General features: G+C 72.0%; 13 protein-coding genes. 9 read left to right on the top strand and 4 right to left on the bottom strand.

All coding sequences use genetic code 11. From position 1 onward, the window contains the following. Nucleotides 1-13: 13 nt before the first annotated feature. Both AAIB33_RS04530 and AAIB33_RS04525 read right to left on the bottom strand, forming a co-directional pair. Nucleotides 14-706: a helix-turn-helix domain-containing protein gene (locus AAIB33_RS04530; protein ID WP_345802368.1), complete on the bottom strand. Its 693-nt coding sequence runs from the start codon at nt 704-706 to the stop codon at nt 14-16. After that, nucleotides 703-2,196 (bottom strand): APC family permease, encoded by a 1,494-nt coding sequence (locus AAIB33_RS04525; RefSeq protein WP_345802367.1) that lies wholly within the window; start codon nt 2,194-2,196, stop codon nt 703-705. Before AAIB33_RS04525 ends, AAIB33_RS04530 begins: the two co-directional genes overlap by 4 nt. A 242-nt stretch (nt 2,197-2,438) precedes the next feature. Here AAIB33_RS04525 and AAIB33_RS04520 point away from each other — a divergent pair, with 242 nt between their 5' ends. From AAIB33_RS04520 to AAIB33_RS04485, 8 genes are all read left to right on the top strand, one after another. Continuing rightward, complete coding sequence (locus AAIB33_RS04520; RefSeq protein ID WP_345802366.1) at nt 2,439-3,914, top strand: APC family permease; 1,476 nt, start codon at nt 2,439-2,441, stop codon at nt 3,912-3,914. Between the two features lie 40 nt (nt 3,915-3,954). Continuing rightward, nucleotides 3,955-5,949 carry a primary-amine oxidase gene (locus tag AAIB33_RS04515; protein ID WP_345802365.1) on the top strand — a complete coding sequence of 665 codons (1,995 nt, stop codon included), beginning with the start codon at nt 3,955-3,957 and terminating at the stop codon, nt 5,947-5,949. A 4-nt stretch (nt 5,950-5,953) separates the two neighbouring features. Further along, nucleotides 5,954-6,469 carry a hypothetical protein gene (locus AAIB33_RS04510; protein ID WP_345802364.1) on the top strand — a complete coding sequence of 172 codons (516 nt, stop codon included), beginning with the start codon at nt 5,954-5,956 and terminating at the stop codon, nt 6,467-6,469. A gap of 87 nt (nt 6,470-6,556) precedes the next feature. Next, nucleotides 6,557-7,984 carry a ferredoxin reductase family protein gene (locus AAIB33_RS04505; RefSeq protein WP_345802363.1) on the top strand — a complete coding sequence of 476 codons (1,428 nt, stop codon included), beginning with the start codon at nt 6,557-6,559 and terminating at the stop codon, nt 7,982-7,984. Between the two features lie 9 nt (nt 7,985-7,993). After that, entirely contained in the window at nt 7,994-8,593 is a 600-nt protein-coding gene (locus AAIB33_RS04500; protein ID WP_345802362.1) for an FMN-binding protein, read from the top strand. Further along, nucleotides 8,590-9,402 carry an FAD:protein FMN transferase gene (locus AAIB33_RS04495; protein ID WP_345802361.1) on the top strand — a complete coding sequence of 271 codons (813 nt, stop codon included), beginning with the start codon at nt 8,590-8,592 and terminating at the stop codon, nt 9,400-9,402. The genes AAIB33_RS04500 and AAIB33_RS04495 overlap by 4 nt, the downstream gene beginning before the upstream one ends. Before the next feature lie 122 nt (nt 9,403-9,524). Next, complete coding sequence (locus AAIB33_RS04490) at nt 9,525-10,841, top strand: sensor domain-containing diguanylate cyclase (RefSeq protein ID WP_345802360.1); 1,317 nt, start codon at nt 9,525-9,527, stop codon at nt 10,839-10,841. Nucleotides 10,842-10,889: 48 nt separating this feature from the next. Next, entirely contained in the window at nt 10,890-11,918 is a 1,029-nt protein-coding gene (locus AAIB33_RS04485) for an NADPH:quinone reductase (protein WP_345802359.1), read from the top strand. Between the two features lie 21 nt (nt 11,919-11,939). Here AAIB33_RS04485 and arr read toward each other — a convergent pair whose 3' ends face one another. Further along, nucleotides 11,940-12,350, bottom strand: a complete 411-nt coding sequence (gene arr / locus AAIB33_RS04480; protein ID WP_345802358.1) for an NAD(+)--rifampin ADP-ribosyltransferase — start codon at nt 12,348-12,350, stop codon at nt 11,940-11,942. Between the two features lie 84 nt (nt 12,351-12,434). Here arr and AAIB33_RS04475 point away from each other — a divergent pair, with 84 nt between their 5' ends. Continuing rightward, a complete protein-coding gene (locus AAIB33_RS04475; RefSeq protein ID WP_345802357.1) occupies nt 12,435-13,478 on the top strand; it encodes an FUSC family protein in 1,044 nt (347 codons plus the stop codon). A 15-nt stretch (nt 13,479-13,493) separates the two neighbouring features. Here AAIB33_RS04475 and AAIB33_RS04470 read toward each other — a convergent pair whose 3' ends face one another. After that, nucleotides 13,494-14,708 (bottom strand): DUF6716 putative glycosyltransferase, encoded by a 1,215-nt coding sequence (locus AAIB33_RS04470; protein ID WP_345802356.1) that lies wholly within the window; start codon nt 14,706-14,708, stop codon nt 13,494-13,496. Nucleotides 14,709-14,749: the final 41 nt, after the last annotated feature.

Below are 14,749 nucleotides of genomic sequence, written 5' to 3'. Positions count from 1 at the left end.
GCCTAAGCCCGGTTCAGGCCAGCAGAGGCGCGAGACGCCGCGCCGCGGGGACGAGCACCTCCACGAGCGGCGTCGGCTCCTCCACCCGGTGACGCGCACCCGAGAACCCGATCGCGCCCGCGAGGCCGCCCGCGGCATCGCGGATGGGCACGGCGAGGCATCCCATGCCCGTGGCCAGCTCGGTCTGGCGCGCCGCTCCCCACCGATCGAGGTCGGATGCCGCGGCGTCGACGACGGCACCCGACGCCCCCTGCTCGACGAGCAGGACGCGGCCCAGGGCGAACCGCTCCGGCTCGCGGACGAGGCGGACCGGGTCGCTCAGCGGAAAGTCGGGGTCCGCGTCGGCGACGACGACGCGGGCGTCGTCGAAGCGCACGACGTGCAGACCTCCTCGGACGGAGCGCCGCACCTCGGCGATGACGTCGCGGGCCGCCGCGGGGAGGCGGACCGGCGCCGCGGCGGCGGCGAGGTGCACGACCTTGGCTCCGAGCGCGAAGCCCGACAGATCGGGGGTGCGCACGAGGTACTCGTCCTGCACCAGGAGGTTCAGGAGTCGGTACGTCGTCGCACGAGGAAGGCCGAGCGCGTCGGACAGCTCGCGCGCGGTCGCGCCCGCGCCGATCTCGGCGACGGCCTCGAGCACGGTGAGCGCGCTCCGGATGGCGCGCGGCTGGCGCGCCGTGAGCGTGGGACCGCCGTCGCTCACCGCGCCTCCCGCCGGGCGACGCCCCCCAGCACCTCGGATGCGACCGGCTCGTCATAGGAGCCGATGCCGTCGAGCGGTGGCGCTCCCCGGCGCGACCTCCAGGCCACGAGGGCGCCCAGCAGGACGGCGAGCGCGAGGGCGACCCAGACGCCGGGGTTGCCTCCCGTCGCCTCCACGACGAGATACACGCTGAGGCCCCCGATCAGCGCGACGGCGGCGAGCGCGGACAGGAGGCCTGCTCCCACGGTGAGCTCTCCGATGCGCCGGAGGAAGAACGGGGCCGCGATGCACACCAGGGCGTACGCGACGATGTAGCCGACGCCCGCGACGACGATGACGACCTCCATCGCGTCCCACACGCCGATGCCCGCCACGACGATGCCGACGGGGATCAGCACGATGAGCGGCACCGTGACGACGACGGCCGCGATCGGGGTGCGGAATCGCGCGTGGACCGTCCCGAAGCGGCGCGGCACGATGCCGTCGCGCCCCATCGCGAAGAGCACGCGCGTGAGGGCGGTCGCGGAGGCGATCGCGCAGGCGAGGAACGACGCGGCGATGCCGATGTCCGCGAGCGCCCCCCACTGGTCGACGCCGTAGGCGGTCGCGAGGTCGTTGACCGGGGATTCGGACTCGGCGAGATCGAGGCCGAGCGCTGCGAAGCCGGCGACCTGGGTGTACGCGGCGAGCACGTAGAGGAGGCCGGCCACCACGACCGTCCCGGTGATGGCGCGCGGGATGTTGCGCAACGGTGCGCGGGCCTCGACCCCGAGGGTCGACGCACTCTCGAAACCGACGAACGCCGTCAGCGCGAGCATGGCGCCCGCCGCGATCGCCGGGGCCGACACACCCGCCGACGGCACGACGAGCGCCGGGTCGACAGGACCGATGAGTGCGATCAGCGCGACGAGGAGCAGGGCGATCAGCACCACCGAGAGCACCTCGACGACGAGCGCCAGACGAGTCGACAGCCGGATGCCGCGCACGAGCACGACGGCCAGCACAGCGCCCTCGCACAGCAGCAGCGCCGGCATCGAGAGGGGGCCGGTGAAGCCCGGCCAGACGCGCTCGGCGAGGATCGCCAGATAGTGCGCGCCGCCGAGCAGGGCGAACACCGACACGAATCCGTAGCCCAGGATGCCGGCACCCGCTGTCGCGATGGACGCCGCAGGCCCCAGGCCCTTCGCGACGTACGTGAAGAGCGACCCGCTCGTCACCATGCGGCGCGCGAACTGGTTGATCGTGCGAGCGACCACGAGCGACAGGAGCGCCGCGACGACCACGGCGACCACGGTGTCGCCCGGCGTCGCGACGCCCGCGACCAGCAGGATCATCGTCGTCGCGGCCGCGGAGGGCGCCACCGCCGAGACCGACTGGCCGAGCACGTCGAGGAAGCCGACGCTGCGGCGCTCCAACCCCTCGAGAGGCGACGCGTCGGCGAAGTCGTGGACCGGCTGCGGCCGGGCGATGGCGCGCTCGAGCGCGGTCATGACGCGGCGTCGTGGTGCTGTGCCGTCATGCGGACCTCCGGGTGATGCTTCGCCCGCGACGCTACCGAGGCGGGGTTGCGCTCCGGATTCCCGGGTGTTTCCGGTTCGTGTCGCCCGAATGAGACACGACTGTCACGCGCTCCCGTTCGGAGTGCGCGAGGTTTCACACCGACGAGACGGCGCGGCAATCGCGGTCGGTGAGGCTCGGTGCATCCTTCACACCCGTCCTCGAAGGGACAGACATGACCCAGCTCGAATCACCCGGCGTCGAGGCGTCCGCGAAGCGGACCCTCCGCGGCTCGCTGGGCGTCACGGCGATCGTCTTCATGGTCGTGGCGGCCGCCTCCCCGCTCACCGTCGTCGGCGGAGCGGCCCCGCTCGGCATCCTCCTCGGCAACGGCGTCGGCTTCCCCGCGCTGTACGCCATCAGCGCCGTCATCCTGCTGCTGTTCGCGGTGGGACTCGCGGCGATGTCCCGCCACATCCCCAAGCCGGGCGCCTTCTTCACGTACGTCGGCTACGGACTCGGTCGCTCGACGGGACTCGCCGCCGCGTGGATCGCGATGCTCACCTACACGACCATCCAGGTCTCGGTCTACGGCTACCTCGGCTACATCCTGAGCTACACGGTGTCGTCGCTCGGCGGGCCGGCGATCCCGTGGTGGCTCATGTCCCTCGCCATGATCGCGCTCGTGGGGGTGCTCGGCTACCGGCACATCGACCTCTCCTCCAAGGTCCTCGGCATCCTGCTCGTCGCCGAGGTGGGCGTCGTCCTCGTGCTCGTCGCCGCCGTCGTCTTCTCGGGAGGTGCGGAGGGGCTGAGCCTCGCGCCGTTCGCACCCGAGAACATCGGCAGCGGGTCGCCGGGCGTCGGCCTCATGTTCGCGATCGCGGCCTTCATCGGCTTCGAGGCCACGGCGATCTTCCGCGACGAGGCGCGCGACCCGAACACGACCATCCCGCGGGCGACGTATGCCGCCGTCATCGGCATCGGCGTCTTCTACACGCTCGCGTCGTGGGGTCTCGTGATGGCGTGGGGACCGAGCGCCATCGTCGATCAGGCCGCGGCCGACCCCGGCAGCCTCATCCTGCGCACGATGGCCGAGTACCTCGGCACGGCGGGCGAGATCATCACCAACGTCCTGCTCATCACGTCGATGTTCGCCTGCGTCCTGTCGTTCCACAACGTCATCACGCGCTACCAGCACTCGATGGCGAACGCCGGCGTCCTTCCCGACCGGCTCGGCGCCGTGCACGCCACGCACCTCTCGCCGCACGTGTCGTCCCTCGTCCAGACGGTCACCTCCGTCGTGCTGATCGGCGTCTTCGCGGCGTTCCAGCTCGACCCCGTGCTGGCCGTCTTCACCTGGTTCGCGGGGGTCGCGACGCTCGCGATCGCGATCCTCATGGCCCTCACGTCCGTCGCCGTCATCGTCTACTTCCTCAAGAGCAGGAAGGACGGCCGCGTCTGGAACACCATCGTCGCTCCCGCGCTCGGCTTCATCGGGCTCGTGCTGTCGGCGGTGCTCATCACGGCGTACTTCCCGATCATGGTCGGCGACGTCGCCGCCGACGGCACACCGGTCTTCGGCGCCGTCAGCTGGTTCCTCCTCGCGCTCGTCGTGATCTTCCCCGCGATCGGCTATGTCCAGGCCGCGTGGATCAGGAAGCGCCGACCGGCCGCCTACGCCAAGCTCACCGACACGATCGCCGGCTGACCCGGACTCTCGAATCGCACTACAAGGAGAAGGAAGACACATGAGCATCACCGACATCGAGACCGTCGCCGCCTACGCGGCACCGCCCGCCCCGCAGCATCCCCTCTCGTCGCTGACGTCCGCCGAGATCTCGGCCGTGCGCTCCGTCGTGCTGGGCCTTCCGCAGACGACCGACGCCGTCCGCTTCGCGTACGTCGGACTCGAGGAGCCCGTCAAGGCGGCGGTGCTCGCGTGGGAGCAGGGCGGAGCGCTCCCCGAACGCAGGGCGCGCGTGCAGCTGCTCGACATGGCGACCACGCGATCGAGCGACCTCGTGATCTCGATCGACTCGGGTGCAGTGCTGAGCGAGACCGTCCTCGACGGCTCGAACGGCCAGCTGCCCATCCTCGACGCCGAGTTCGAGGAGGTTGGCATCATCGCGAACGAGGACCCGCGGTGGGTCGCGGCTCTCGCGGCGCGCGGGCTCGCACCGGCCGACGTGGTGCTCGTGCCGCTCTCGGCGGGACACTACGGCCGCCCCGACGAGGAGGGGCGGCGCATCCTGCGCACCTTCGCCTTCCAGCAGCTGAACTCGAGCGACCACCCGTGGGCCCACCCGGTCGACGGGCTCACCGCCTACATCGACGTCGCGGCCCGCGCGATCATCGAGATCGTCGACACTCCGGGCTTCGAGGTGCCGGCGACGAGCGGCAACTTCGACGATCCCGAGCTGCAGGGCCCGCCCCTCGAAGGACTGAAGCCCATCGTCATCACGCAGCCCGAGGGGGCGAGCTTCCGCGTCGACGGCGAGCACGTCACGTGGGGCGAGTGGGACCTGCGGATCGGTTTCGACACGCGGGAGGGCCTCATCCTCCGCCAGCTCTCGTTCGCGGGCCGGCCCGTGATGTACCGGGGTTCGATCAGCGAGATGGTCGTGCCCTACGCCGACCCGTCCCCGAACCGCTTCTGGCAGAACTACTTCGACACCGGCGAGTACCTCTTCGGGCGCTACACGAACGAGCTCGAGCTGGGATGCGACTGCGTGGGTGAGATCCGCTACTTCGACGCGATCCTCGCCGACGAGCTGGGGCTCCCGCGCACGGTCCGCAACGGGGTGTGCATGCACGAGGAGGACTTCGGCTCGCTGTGGAAGCACACCGACATCTTCACGGGATCGAGCGAGGTGCGCCGCGCTCGCCGCCTCGTCATCTCGTTCTTCACGACGGTCGGCAACTACGACTACGGCTTCTACTGGTACCTCTACCTCGACGGCACGATCGAGTGCGAGGCGAAGCTGACGGGCATCCTCTTCACATCCGCGTTCCCCGGCGACGCGACGGACGGCACGCCCTACCCGTACGCGTCCCAGGTGGCGCCGGGGCTCGGTGCGCCCTATCACCAGCACCTCTTCTCGGCCCGGCTCGACATGACGGTCGACGGCACCGCGAATGTCGTCAACGAGATCGACGCCGTCCGTCTCCCCGTCTCCGCCGAGAACCCCTACGGCAACGCGTTCACCAAGCGCGTCACCCCCATCACCTCCGAGAAGGTGTCGGGCCGCGTGGCCGATGGTGCCGTCAACCGCGTGTGGCAGGTGGCATCCACCGAGAAGACGACATCGCTCGGTCAGCCCACGTCGTACGTGCTGTTCCCCACCGAGACGCCCACGCTCATGGCGGACGCCTCGGCGTCGGTCACCGCGCGTGCCGCCTTCGCCACGAAGAACCTCTTCGTCACGAAGTACGACCCGGCGGAGCGCTATGCGGCGGGAGACTTCGTCAACCAGCACCCGGGCGGAGGCGGCATCCCGGAGTTCATCGCGGGCGACGAGCCCCTCGTCGGGGAGGACGTCGTGCTGTGGCACACGTTCGGCCTCACGCACTTCCCGCGCAACGAGGACTGGCCGGTCATGCCGATGGACTACGCCCGATTCACCCTGAAGCCGTACAACTTCTTCGAGCGCAACCCCGTCCTCAACGTGCCCGCGCCGGAGTCCGCGCACTGTGCCCCGACCCCGGGCCAGCACCACCACGGCTCGCACGGCCACCACCATTGAGCCGATGACCGAGCTCCTCCACGCCTGGGCGCTCGCGCCCGCCGCGATCGGAACCTGCTGTCTGGCAGCCGATCGTCGGCGGGTGCGGGCGCCCGAGCTCGCGGCATCCCTCCTCATGCTCGTCGCCATGACGGATGCCGCGTTCTCGGGGGTCGTCGCGCCGGTGTACTGGGCGATCCTCCTGCTCGTCACCGCGATGGCGCTCGCGGCTCTGCGCGGCACGCGGCGGCGCACCGCCCCGCACGCCGACACGGCGATGACGGTGCATTCCGGCGCAGGCCTCGTCGTCATGGCGGCGCTCCTCGTCGGGATGGCAGCGGGGCACTCCGCCGGAAGCGCCACCGGACATGCGCACGGCGCATCCGCGTCGGCCCTCGTCGCCTTCCTCGTGGCGGGCGTCGCGGCGTACGCGGCCGCCTCGGTGGCCGCCGCGGCTCATTCCCGTCGCTGGCTGGACGGCGCGCAGTACGTCGGCATGGGGGCATCCACTGTCGTGATGGGCGTCGCGGCCCTCCTCTGACCCGATCGCCGCGACCGGACACGAATCCACGCCGTGCTCTGCGCGCGCTCATAGGGATCGCAAAGGCCGCGTCGTCATCTTTGATCCATGACGACCTACGCGACGACCTCGGCCACCGCGACGTCCCGCGTATCGGCGCCCGCCCGGGTGCGCCGCCCCTCGCTCTCCGCGCAGGCGTGGAATGCCGGGGCGGTGGCGGTCATCTGGCTGACGAGCCTCTTCGTCGTGGCGCTGTGGGTCGCCGGCGGTGGCATGCAGGCGCTCGCGGGTCTCGACGGCGAGTCGATCACGACCCTGGGCCGGATCACGGGCCTCGTGTCCGCGAACCTCCTGCTGTATCAGGTGCTCCTCATGGCGCGCGTGCCGCTCTTCGAGCGCGGCTTCGGCCGCGACGGCATCACGAGGATGCACCGGCTGGTCGGGTTCTGGTCGTTCTGGCTCATGTTCGCGCACATCGTGCTCATCACGACCGGCTACGCCGTCACGGCGCAGCTCAACGTCTTCGTGCAGCTGTGGGAGCTCGTCGTGGACTATCCCGGCATGCTCCTCGCGACCGCCGGCACGGTGCTCCTCGTCATGGTCGTCGTGACCTCGATGCGACGCGTGCGCCGCACGCTCCGCTACGAGTCCTGGCATCTGCTGCACCTCTACGGCTACCTCGGCGTCGGCCTCGCACTGCCGCACCAGCTGTGGACGGGCGCCGACTTCCTCTCCTCGCCGCTCGCGACGTTCTACTGGTGGACGCTCTGGGCCGTGGTTGCGGCATCCGTCGTCGTCTTCCGGATCGGGATGCCTCTGGCCCGGTCCCTCCGTCACCACCTGCGGGTCGTCGGGGTCGCCCCGGATGGACATCACGGCGTCGCCGTGCGCGTCACGGGTCGCGACCTGCAGCGCCTCGGCGCGAAGCCCGGCCAGTTCTTCGTGTGGCGCTTCCTCGACGGTCCGGGCTGGACGCGCGGGCACCCGTTCTCGCTCGCCGCGGCCCCGCGCGCCGGAGCGCTCGACATCTCAGCCCGCGTCGTCGGCGACGGCACGAGCCGCCTCCGCTCCCTGGCCCCGGGCACGCGGGTGCTCGTCGAGGGCCCCTATGGCCGCATGACCGCCGAGGAGCGCACGGGCACGAAGCTGCTCATGATCGGCGCGGGCGCCGGCGTCGCTCCGCTCGTGTCGATCCTCGAGGGCGAGCGCTTCGTTCCCGGCGATGCGACGCTCGTCACGCGCGACCACGACGTCGCGGCGGGCATGCGCCGCGCGGCCGTCCGCGAGCTCGTCGACCGCCGCGGCCTCCGCCATTTCGAGCTGCCCGGACCCCGGTCCGACGGCGGCTCGTCGTGGCTGCCCATCTCGCACGGCCAGTGGCGCGGACGCGACCTCGTGCGCTTCCTCGCGCCCGATCTCGAAGCGTACGACGCGTTCGTGTGCGGCCCCAAGCCGTGGATGGATGCCGTCGTCCGCGACCTCCGCGCGGCGGGGATGCCCGCGCACGCCATCCACACCGAGTCGTTCACGGTCTGAGGGGAACCCATGAAACGCATCGTCTACGCCCTGCTCGCGACGCTCACCGGGCTCGTGCTGCTGTTCAGCTACCGCACGTCGCTCGAGGCCGTGACACCTCAGGCCCAGGCCGCGACGACCGACACGACGTCGGCATCGGGCTCCGGCTCCACGGATTCGGGCTCGAGCTCGAGCGGATCGACGGATTCGGGATCGACGGACTCCGGGTCGACCGGGTCCACCGGGTCGACCGACTCGACCGACTCAACCGACTCGGAATCGAGCGGCTCGAGCGGTTCCAGCGGATCGACGGGTTCGACCGACTCCGGGTCGACCTCGTCGTCGGGACTCGCCGACGGCACCTACACGGGCTCGTCCGCCGCCACGCGGTTCGGGCCGGTGCAGGTGCAGATCACGGTGTCGGGCGGAGCCATCACCGCTGCGCAGGCGATCGAGTACCCGACCGAGAACCGGCGCGACCAGGAGATCAACCAGTTCGCGATCCCGCGCCTCGTGTCCGAGACCCTCTCCGCCCAGTCGGCGGACATCGACATGGTGTCCGGGGCGACCTACACGAGCCAGGGCTACCTCCAGTCGCTGCAGAGCGCGATCGACCAGGCGCACTCATGACGGTCCCGGAGCGCCGCACGTGGACGCACGAGGTGATGGGCAGCGTCGCGACCGTCCGGCTCATCGGGGGCGCCGACGGACCCGAGACATCCGAGCAGCTCGCCGCGTGCTTCGCCGAGCTCGACCTCGCCGACCGCGTCTTCTCCCCCTACCGCGAGGACTCCGACATCTCCCGCATCCGCCGCGGCGAGATGACGATCGCCGACGCGCACCCTCTCGTCGCCGAGGTCGCCTCCGGATGCGACGACGCCGAGCTCGCGACGCGGGGCCTGTTCAGCGCCTGGCGCGACGGCGCCTTCGACCCGACCGGCTTCGTGAAGGGCTGGGCGATCGAGCGCGCCGCGCGCACGCACCTCGCCCCGCTGCTCGGGAGGGGAGGATGCCGCGCAGCCGGCCTCTCCGTCGGCGGCGACATGCAGCTGCTCACCGCGGAGGGGTCCGACTGGACCTGGCGCGTCGGCATCGCCGACCCCCGGCGTCCACGCGAGGTCGTGGCGACGCTCGAGGTGCCGCGCGGGGCCGTCGCGACCTCGGGGTCGGCCGAGCGCGGCGCGCACATCCATGACCCGCGCACGGGACGCGCGGCGGCGGGAGGTGTCGCCTCGGCCACCGTCGTCTCGGACAGCCTCACCCACGCCGATGTCTGGGCGACCGCCGCCGTCGTCGCGGGATTCGACGACCTCGAGTGGATCGCGCGGGCGGGAACGACGACGGGGATCCTCGTCTCGGACGACGGCCGCGTGCGGCGCTGGCTCGGGACGACGGAGATCACGGTCGCCACCGCCGACGGAGGACTCCTGCCTCACTGAACGTGCGGTTTGCGAAGCGCAGCATCCGCCAGGCGAATCTCCCGGCCGCACACGGTCGCTGCACAGCCGGACCGGGTATGGTTCAGGCACGGGCACTTGGGGGCCTGTGACGGAGGCAATGGGTGTTCGAGGGTGGAGCGGATTCGCTCCCGGTCGGTGTCGTGTGCGTCGACCGGCGGGGCGCGATCTCGTCGGCGAACGCGTGGTTCTCCGAATGGGCCGGTCGAAAGCCGGATGATGTCGTCGGCCGGTCGTTCGAGGAGTTCCTCGTGCACACCGACCAGGACCTGCTGACGGCGGACGTCGGTCCGGGGCCGTGGATGATGCTGGACGCCCGCACGCGCGGCCGCGCCGCCATGGTCGCTCGCGTTCAGCAGAGCGAAGAGGACGTCTTCCTCATCGCCGAGGCCTCGAAGAGATTCCAGGCGCTCACCGATCTGCGTCAGCAGTACGCCTTGGCCGACCGCACCCGCACACGGCTCGAGCTCGTCATCGACTCGTCGGTCGCCTTCAGCACCGCGACGACCGAGGAACGGCTCGCCGCCGTCCTCGCGGACACGACGGCCCGCGCCTACCGCGCGGAGGAGTCGACGGTCTATCTGCACCTCGCCAACGCCACGACGAGCGTGGCGGCCGGCGCCGATCCGCTCAGCGGTCGCTTCGACCCGGAGGCGCTGGTCGGGCTCGTGAGCGCGCCGCGGCGCGTCGTGAAGGTCGTCGGACACGAGGAGGGCGACCGCCTGCTCCCGGGCCTCGGCGAAGCCATGGCGGCCGCGGGAGTGAGTGCGTTCATCGGGGCGCCCCTCCACCACGAGGAGACCGACTTCGGCGCCTTCATCAGCTGGTTCCACCACGACCGCACGTTCGACGACGAGGCGGCCCCGCTCGCCGAAGCGCTCGCGGGCCAGGCGGCTCAGGCTCTCGCCACGCTCCGCCTGCAGGCCCTCCTCGCACACGCGGCGACGCACGATGAGGTGACGGGACTCCCCAACCGCCGGCTGCTCGAGACGCAGCTCGAGCGGGTCGTCGGGCCCGCCGGGTGCGCGGCGCTCTTCATCGACCTCGACGATTTCAAGAACGTCAACGACAGCCTCGGTCACCATGCCGGCGATCGGATGCTGCGTGATGTCGGCGAACGCCTGCTCTCGGGCGTTCGCGCCGACGACCTCGTGGCCCGCTACGGCGGCGACGAGTTCGTCGTCGTCTGCGAGGTCGCCGACGCGTCGGCGGCGCTCGACATCGCCGAGCGCATCCTCGACCTGCTTCGCGGCGGCGGCGAGACCCGGGCGACACGGCAGCCCATGAGGGCGAGCATCGGCGTCGCGTTCGCAGCCCGGGGCAGCCGCCTGCGCGGCGAGCAGCTCATCCGGCGCGCGGACGTGGCGATGTATCGCGCGAAGTCGGCCGGCGGCGACCGGGTAGTGCTGGCGGAAGGCTGAGCCGCCACCGCGGGAATCATCGGCGAGGTCGCGCGCGTTGCCTCTGGCATGCGATCGATCGTCTACTCCGCAACCGGTGATTCGTCCGTCCTCTCGCTCGTGGAGCGCGACCCTGCCGAGCCCGGTCCGGGCGAGGTGCGCGTGCGCGTCGCCGTCTCGGGCGTCAACCCGACCGACTGGAAGTCCCGCGCCGGCAGCGGCGTCGCGCTCGGCTTCGACGAGGTCGTCCCCAACCAGGACGGCGCGGGCGTCGTCGACGCCGTCGGCGAGGGTGTCGGCGACCTGGCCGTCGGCGACCGGGTGTGGCTCTACCTGTCGCAGCACGGACGCCCGACCGGCACCGCCCAGGAGTACACGGTGGTTCCGGCGCATCGGGCCGTGAAGCTGCCGGAGGGCGTCGGCTTCGACGTCGCGGCGAGCCTCGGCGTGCCGGCGATGACCGCCCACCGGGCGCTCACGGTGCACGAGTCCGGCCCGGCGCGGCTCTCGCCGGGAGCCCTCGACGGACGGGTCGTCCTCGTCGCGGGCGGCGCGGGTGCCGTCGGGCACGCTGCCATCCAGCTCGCCGTCTGGGCGGGCGCGACCGTCGTGGCGACGGTGTCGAGCGAGGAGAAGGCCGCGCTCGCGCGCGCGGCGGGGGCGCAGCACGTCGTGAACTACAAGGAGGCGGACGTGGCATCCCGGATCGCCGAGATCGCTCCGCGGGGAGTGGACCACATCGTCGAGGTCTCGATCGTCGAGAACGCGGCGCTCGACGGCCAGGTCATCGGCAACCACGGCAGCATCGCGTTCTACGCCGACAACGGCGGCGATCAGGCGATCCTCCCCGTGCGCGCCGCCTTCGCGAAGAACGTGCGGATCCAGGGACTGCTGCTCTACACCGTCGGGGATGCCCCGCTCGCGGCCGCCGCGGACGACATCACGGCCGCCCTGCGCGACGGCGCTCTGCCGGTCGGCGAGGCCGCGGGACTGCCGTTGACGTGGTATCCGCTGGCGCAGACCGCGCAGGCGCACGACGCCGTCGAGGGCGGCGCCGTCGGCAAGGTCCTCATCGACGTCTCCGGCGACAACTCGTAAGCGGCGACCGGACGCGGCGAGTCAGTTGATGATCTCGCCGCGTTCGTCGTCGCGGATGGCCGCCAGCCGGTCCCGCCAGGTCTGGAGGGCCTCCGGCGTGAGCCGCGTCCAGTCGGTGACCTCGCCGATGACCCGCAGCGGCTCGGCGCTGCGGTACGACCGCGTCGGGTTGCCCGGGAACTTCTTGTCCGTCACGTTCGGATCGTTCTCGAATGCGCCCGTCGGCTCCACGAGGTACACGCGCGGAGCGCCGTCCCCCGCCGCGAGCTCGGCCGCGAGACCCGCGCCGTCGCGCAGCGCCGTGAAGTAGATGTGGTTCATGACGATCTCGGGGCGATAGTTCGACCGGAAGCCCGCCGTGAGCAGGTCGCCCTCGCTCAGATCGGCCTTCGTACCGTGGAAGAAGGGCCCCTCGTCCAGCACGTCGCTCACGGCGCCAGCCTAGGCGACGGCTTCCCTCCCCTTCTTCCTCGCGCAAGCCGCTGCACGCGGGCCGAGGCGTCCTAGCGTGGAGGCATGAGCATGACCGCCAGCCTCCGCGCCCCGCGGCGCGCACCGCTCCTGCAGGTCGCGAAATCGGCCGTCGCCACGGCCGCCGCGTGGCTCATCGCCGGCTTCCTCTTCCACGGTGTGCCACCCGTGTTCGCCGCGATCGCCGCCCTCCTCGTGGTGCAGCCGAGCCTGAACCAGTCGCTCACGCGTGCCATCGAGCGCAGCGTCGGCGTCATCGCGGGCGTGCTCATCGCGTCGGCGCTGAGCCTGCTGCTCGGCAGCGCGACGTGGGTCATCCTCGTCACGACCTTCGTCTCGCTGCTTCTCGCGTGGGCGCTGCGCATGACCCCGGGCACCGCCAACCAGGTCGCGATCAGCGCGATCCTCGTGCTCGCCCTGGGGACGGCGACGCCCTCATACGCGTTCGACCGCGTGCTCGAGACGCTCATCGGGGCCCTGATCGGCATCGTCGTCAACGTCGCGATCGTGCCGCCCGTCGCCGTCGCCCCGGCGCATCGCGCCGTCGACGAGCTCGGCGACGCCCTGGCCGACGCCCTCGACCGCCTGGCCGACGCGCTCACGACGCCCCAGTCGGCCGCCGAGCTCGCACAGCTCCTCGACGACGCGCGCGCCGTGCGGCCCGAGCTCGAAGCCGCGGAGGCGGCGATCGCCGCGGGTGCCGAGTCGCTCACCCTGAATCCACGAGGCCGCCGGCACCGCGACGAGCTCGACGCCCTCGAGGCGCTGCTCGAACGGTTCCGGCCGATCGTGACGCAGATGATCGGGATGACGCGGGCGTGCAGCGAGCGCTACGACCCGTCGATCCTGGCCGAGCCGGCCGTTCCCGCCATCGCCGAGCAGCTGCGCCGCGCGGCCCACGACGTGCGGCTTCAGCTCACGCGCGTCGAGCCTGCGCCCGCCGAGGCATCCCTTCCCGACGACACCGCCGCCCTCACGACGCCGCTCGCCATCGCGCGACCGTCGACGCACTGGATCCTCATCGGCTCGCTCCTCGAAGACCTGCGCCGCATCCACGCGACCCTGACGGAGCCTGCGACGGCGCGCTGACCTCGACCGTGAAGGTCACGCGGCTTGCGCCCGCGGCCGGCGCAGACGCTGCACGATCCGGACGACGCCCCGCAGGGGCATCCCGATCGCGAGAGCAGCCGCTCCGCTCGCCGAGCGGTCGTTCGCGCCGAGCACGAGCTTGCGCTCCCACGCGTCGCGCACGCGGCCGCCCGCGCGCGCCAGCGGCGGCTTGGGTGCGAGCCGGCCCTCCCGGCGCCGCGCGACGAGGCCAGCGAGCAGCACCCCGAGATCGTCGTCCGCCGGCGGGTGGAAGTAGTTGTCGCGCAGCCACGAGGGAGTCGGATGCCGGAACCGCCGCGCGACGACGTCGTCCTCGTCGCCGAACAGCCCGCTGCCGTCGAACACCTCGTTGATGAGACGGCTCGAGACCCCGAAGACGTCGAGGGCGATGACCGGGATGCCGCGCGCGACGGCTTCGATCGCGGCCGTCGAGCTCACCGTGACGAGGCCCTCCGCCGTGTCGAGTGCCGACGACATGGGCGCGGTGGAGGTCACGAGGTTCGCGGGCACGGGGCCGAGCGACGCCACGAGGTCGGGCAGGGCATCCTGCTCGGCGTGCGTCTGGTGCTCGCCGGCCTTCGCCCGGAGCTTGAGCACGACGCGGCGCGACGGATCGGCCTCCGCGGCGCGCACGAGCAGCCGCGCGACGCGGAGACGGTCGTCGCGCTCACGGGGAACGATGGCCTGCGCCGCGAAGACGAGGTCGGTGCCCCCGGACTCGGCGGCGACCTGCCTCGGGGCCTGCGCGGCGAAGGGCAGTCGCGTGAGGGCGAACCGCTGCTCCATCCCGCGGTCGCGGGCGAGGGCAGCGAACTCGCGCACTTCGCGGCGGGAGTGCAGCACGAAGAGGTCGCACTGGGTGCGATAGACGAGCGCCTTGCGGGTCGCCGGGATCGAGATACCGGGCAGCCCCGACACGATGACGGGCCGCGGCGTGAGGCCCGCGGCGAGGCGCGTGACGACGCGCACGAGCGGGCCGCGAGCCGCGACGAGCACGGCGTCCGGGCGTTCCCGAGCGAGGCGCTCCGCCAGTTCGTCATAGGCCACGCGGGTCACCCGCGCGAGGCCGCTGCCCGCGACGGCAGCAGTCTGCTGCGTGCCGCTCACGACGACGGGAGTGTCGAGCACGAAGAGCTCGGCATCCCATTCCGCGCTCATGCTGCCGAGGAGGGCGGCCGCCCACTTGACGTACGAGTCGGTGTCGGCCACCCCGACGACGCGAAGCCGCCGGGGCGCCGGACCGCTCCTGC

This window comes from Microbacterium sp. AZCO, assembly GCF_039614715.1.
In the GTDB taxonomy this organism is placed as follows: domain Bacteria; phylum Actinomycetota; class Actinomycetes; order Actinomycetales; family Microbacteriaceae; genus Microbacterium.
This window is presented reverse-complemented; position numbering and strand designations above follow the sequence as displayed.

Excerpts from the sequence above, each read along its gene's own strand:
- AAIB33_RS04525 (WP_345802367.1), bottom strand. The coding sequence starts at position 2,196 with ATGACCGCGCTCGAGCGCGCCATCGCCCGGCCGCAGCCGGTCCACGAC.
- AAIB33_RS04520 (WP_345802366.1), top strand. The coding sequence starts at position 2,439 with ATGACCCAGCTCGAATCACCCGGCGTCGAGGCGTCCGCGAAGCGGACC.
- AAIB33_RS04515 (WP_345802365.1), top strand. The coding sequence starts at position 3,955 with ATGAGCATCACCGACATCGAGACCGTCGCCGCCTACGCGGCACCGCCC.
- AAIB33_RS04510 (WP_345802364.1), top strand. The coding sequence starts at position 5,954 with ATGACCGAGCTCCTCCACGCCTGGGCGCTCGCGCCCGCCGCGATCGGA.
- AAIB33_RS04505 (WP_345802363.1), top strand. The coding sequence starts at position 6,557 with ATGACGACCTACGCGACGACCTCGGCCACCGCGACGTCCCGCGTATCG.
- AAIB33_RS04500 (WP_345802362.1), top strand. The coding sequence starts at position 7,994 with ATGAAACGCATCGTCTACGCCCTGCTCGCGACGCTCACCGGGCTCGTG.
- AAIB33_RS04495 (WP_345802361.1), top strand. The coding sequence starts at position 8,590 with ATGACGGTCCCGGAGCGCCGCACGTGGACGCACGAGGTGATGGGCAGC.
- AAIB33_RS04485 (WP_345802359.1), top strand. The coding sequence starts at position 10,890 with ATGCGATCGATCGTCTACTCCGCAACCGGTGATTCGTCCGTCCTCTCG.
- AAIB33_RS04475 (WP_345802357.1), top strand. The coding sequence starts at position 12,435 with ATGAGCATGACCGCCAGCCTCCGCGCCCCGCGGCGCGCACCGCTCCTG.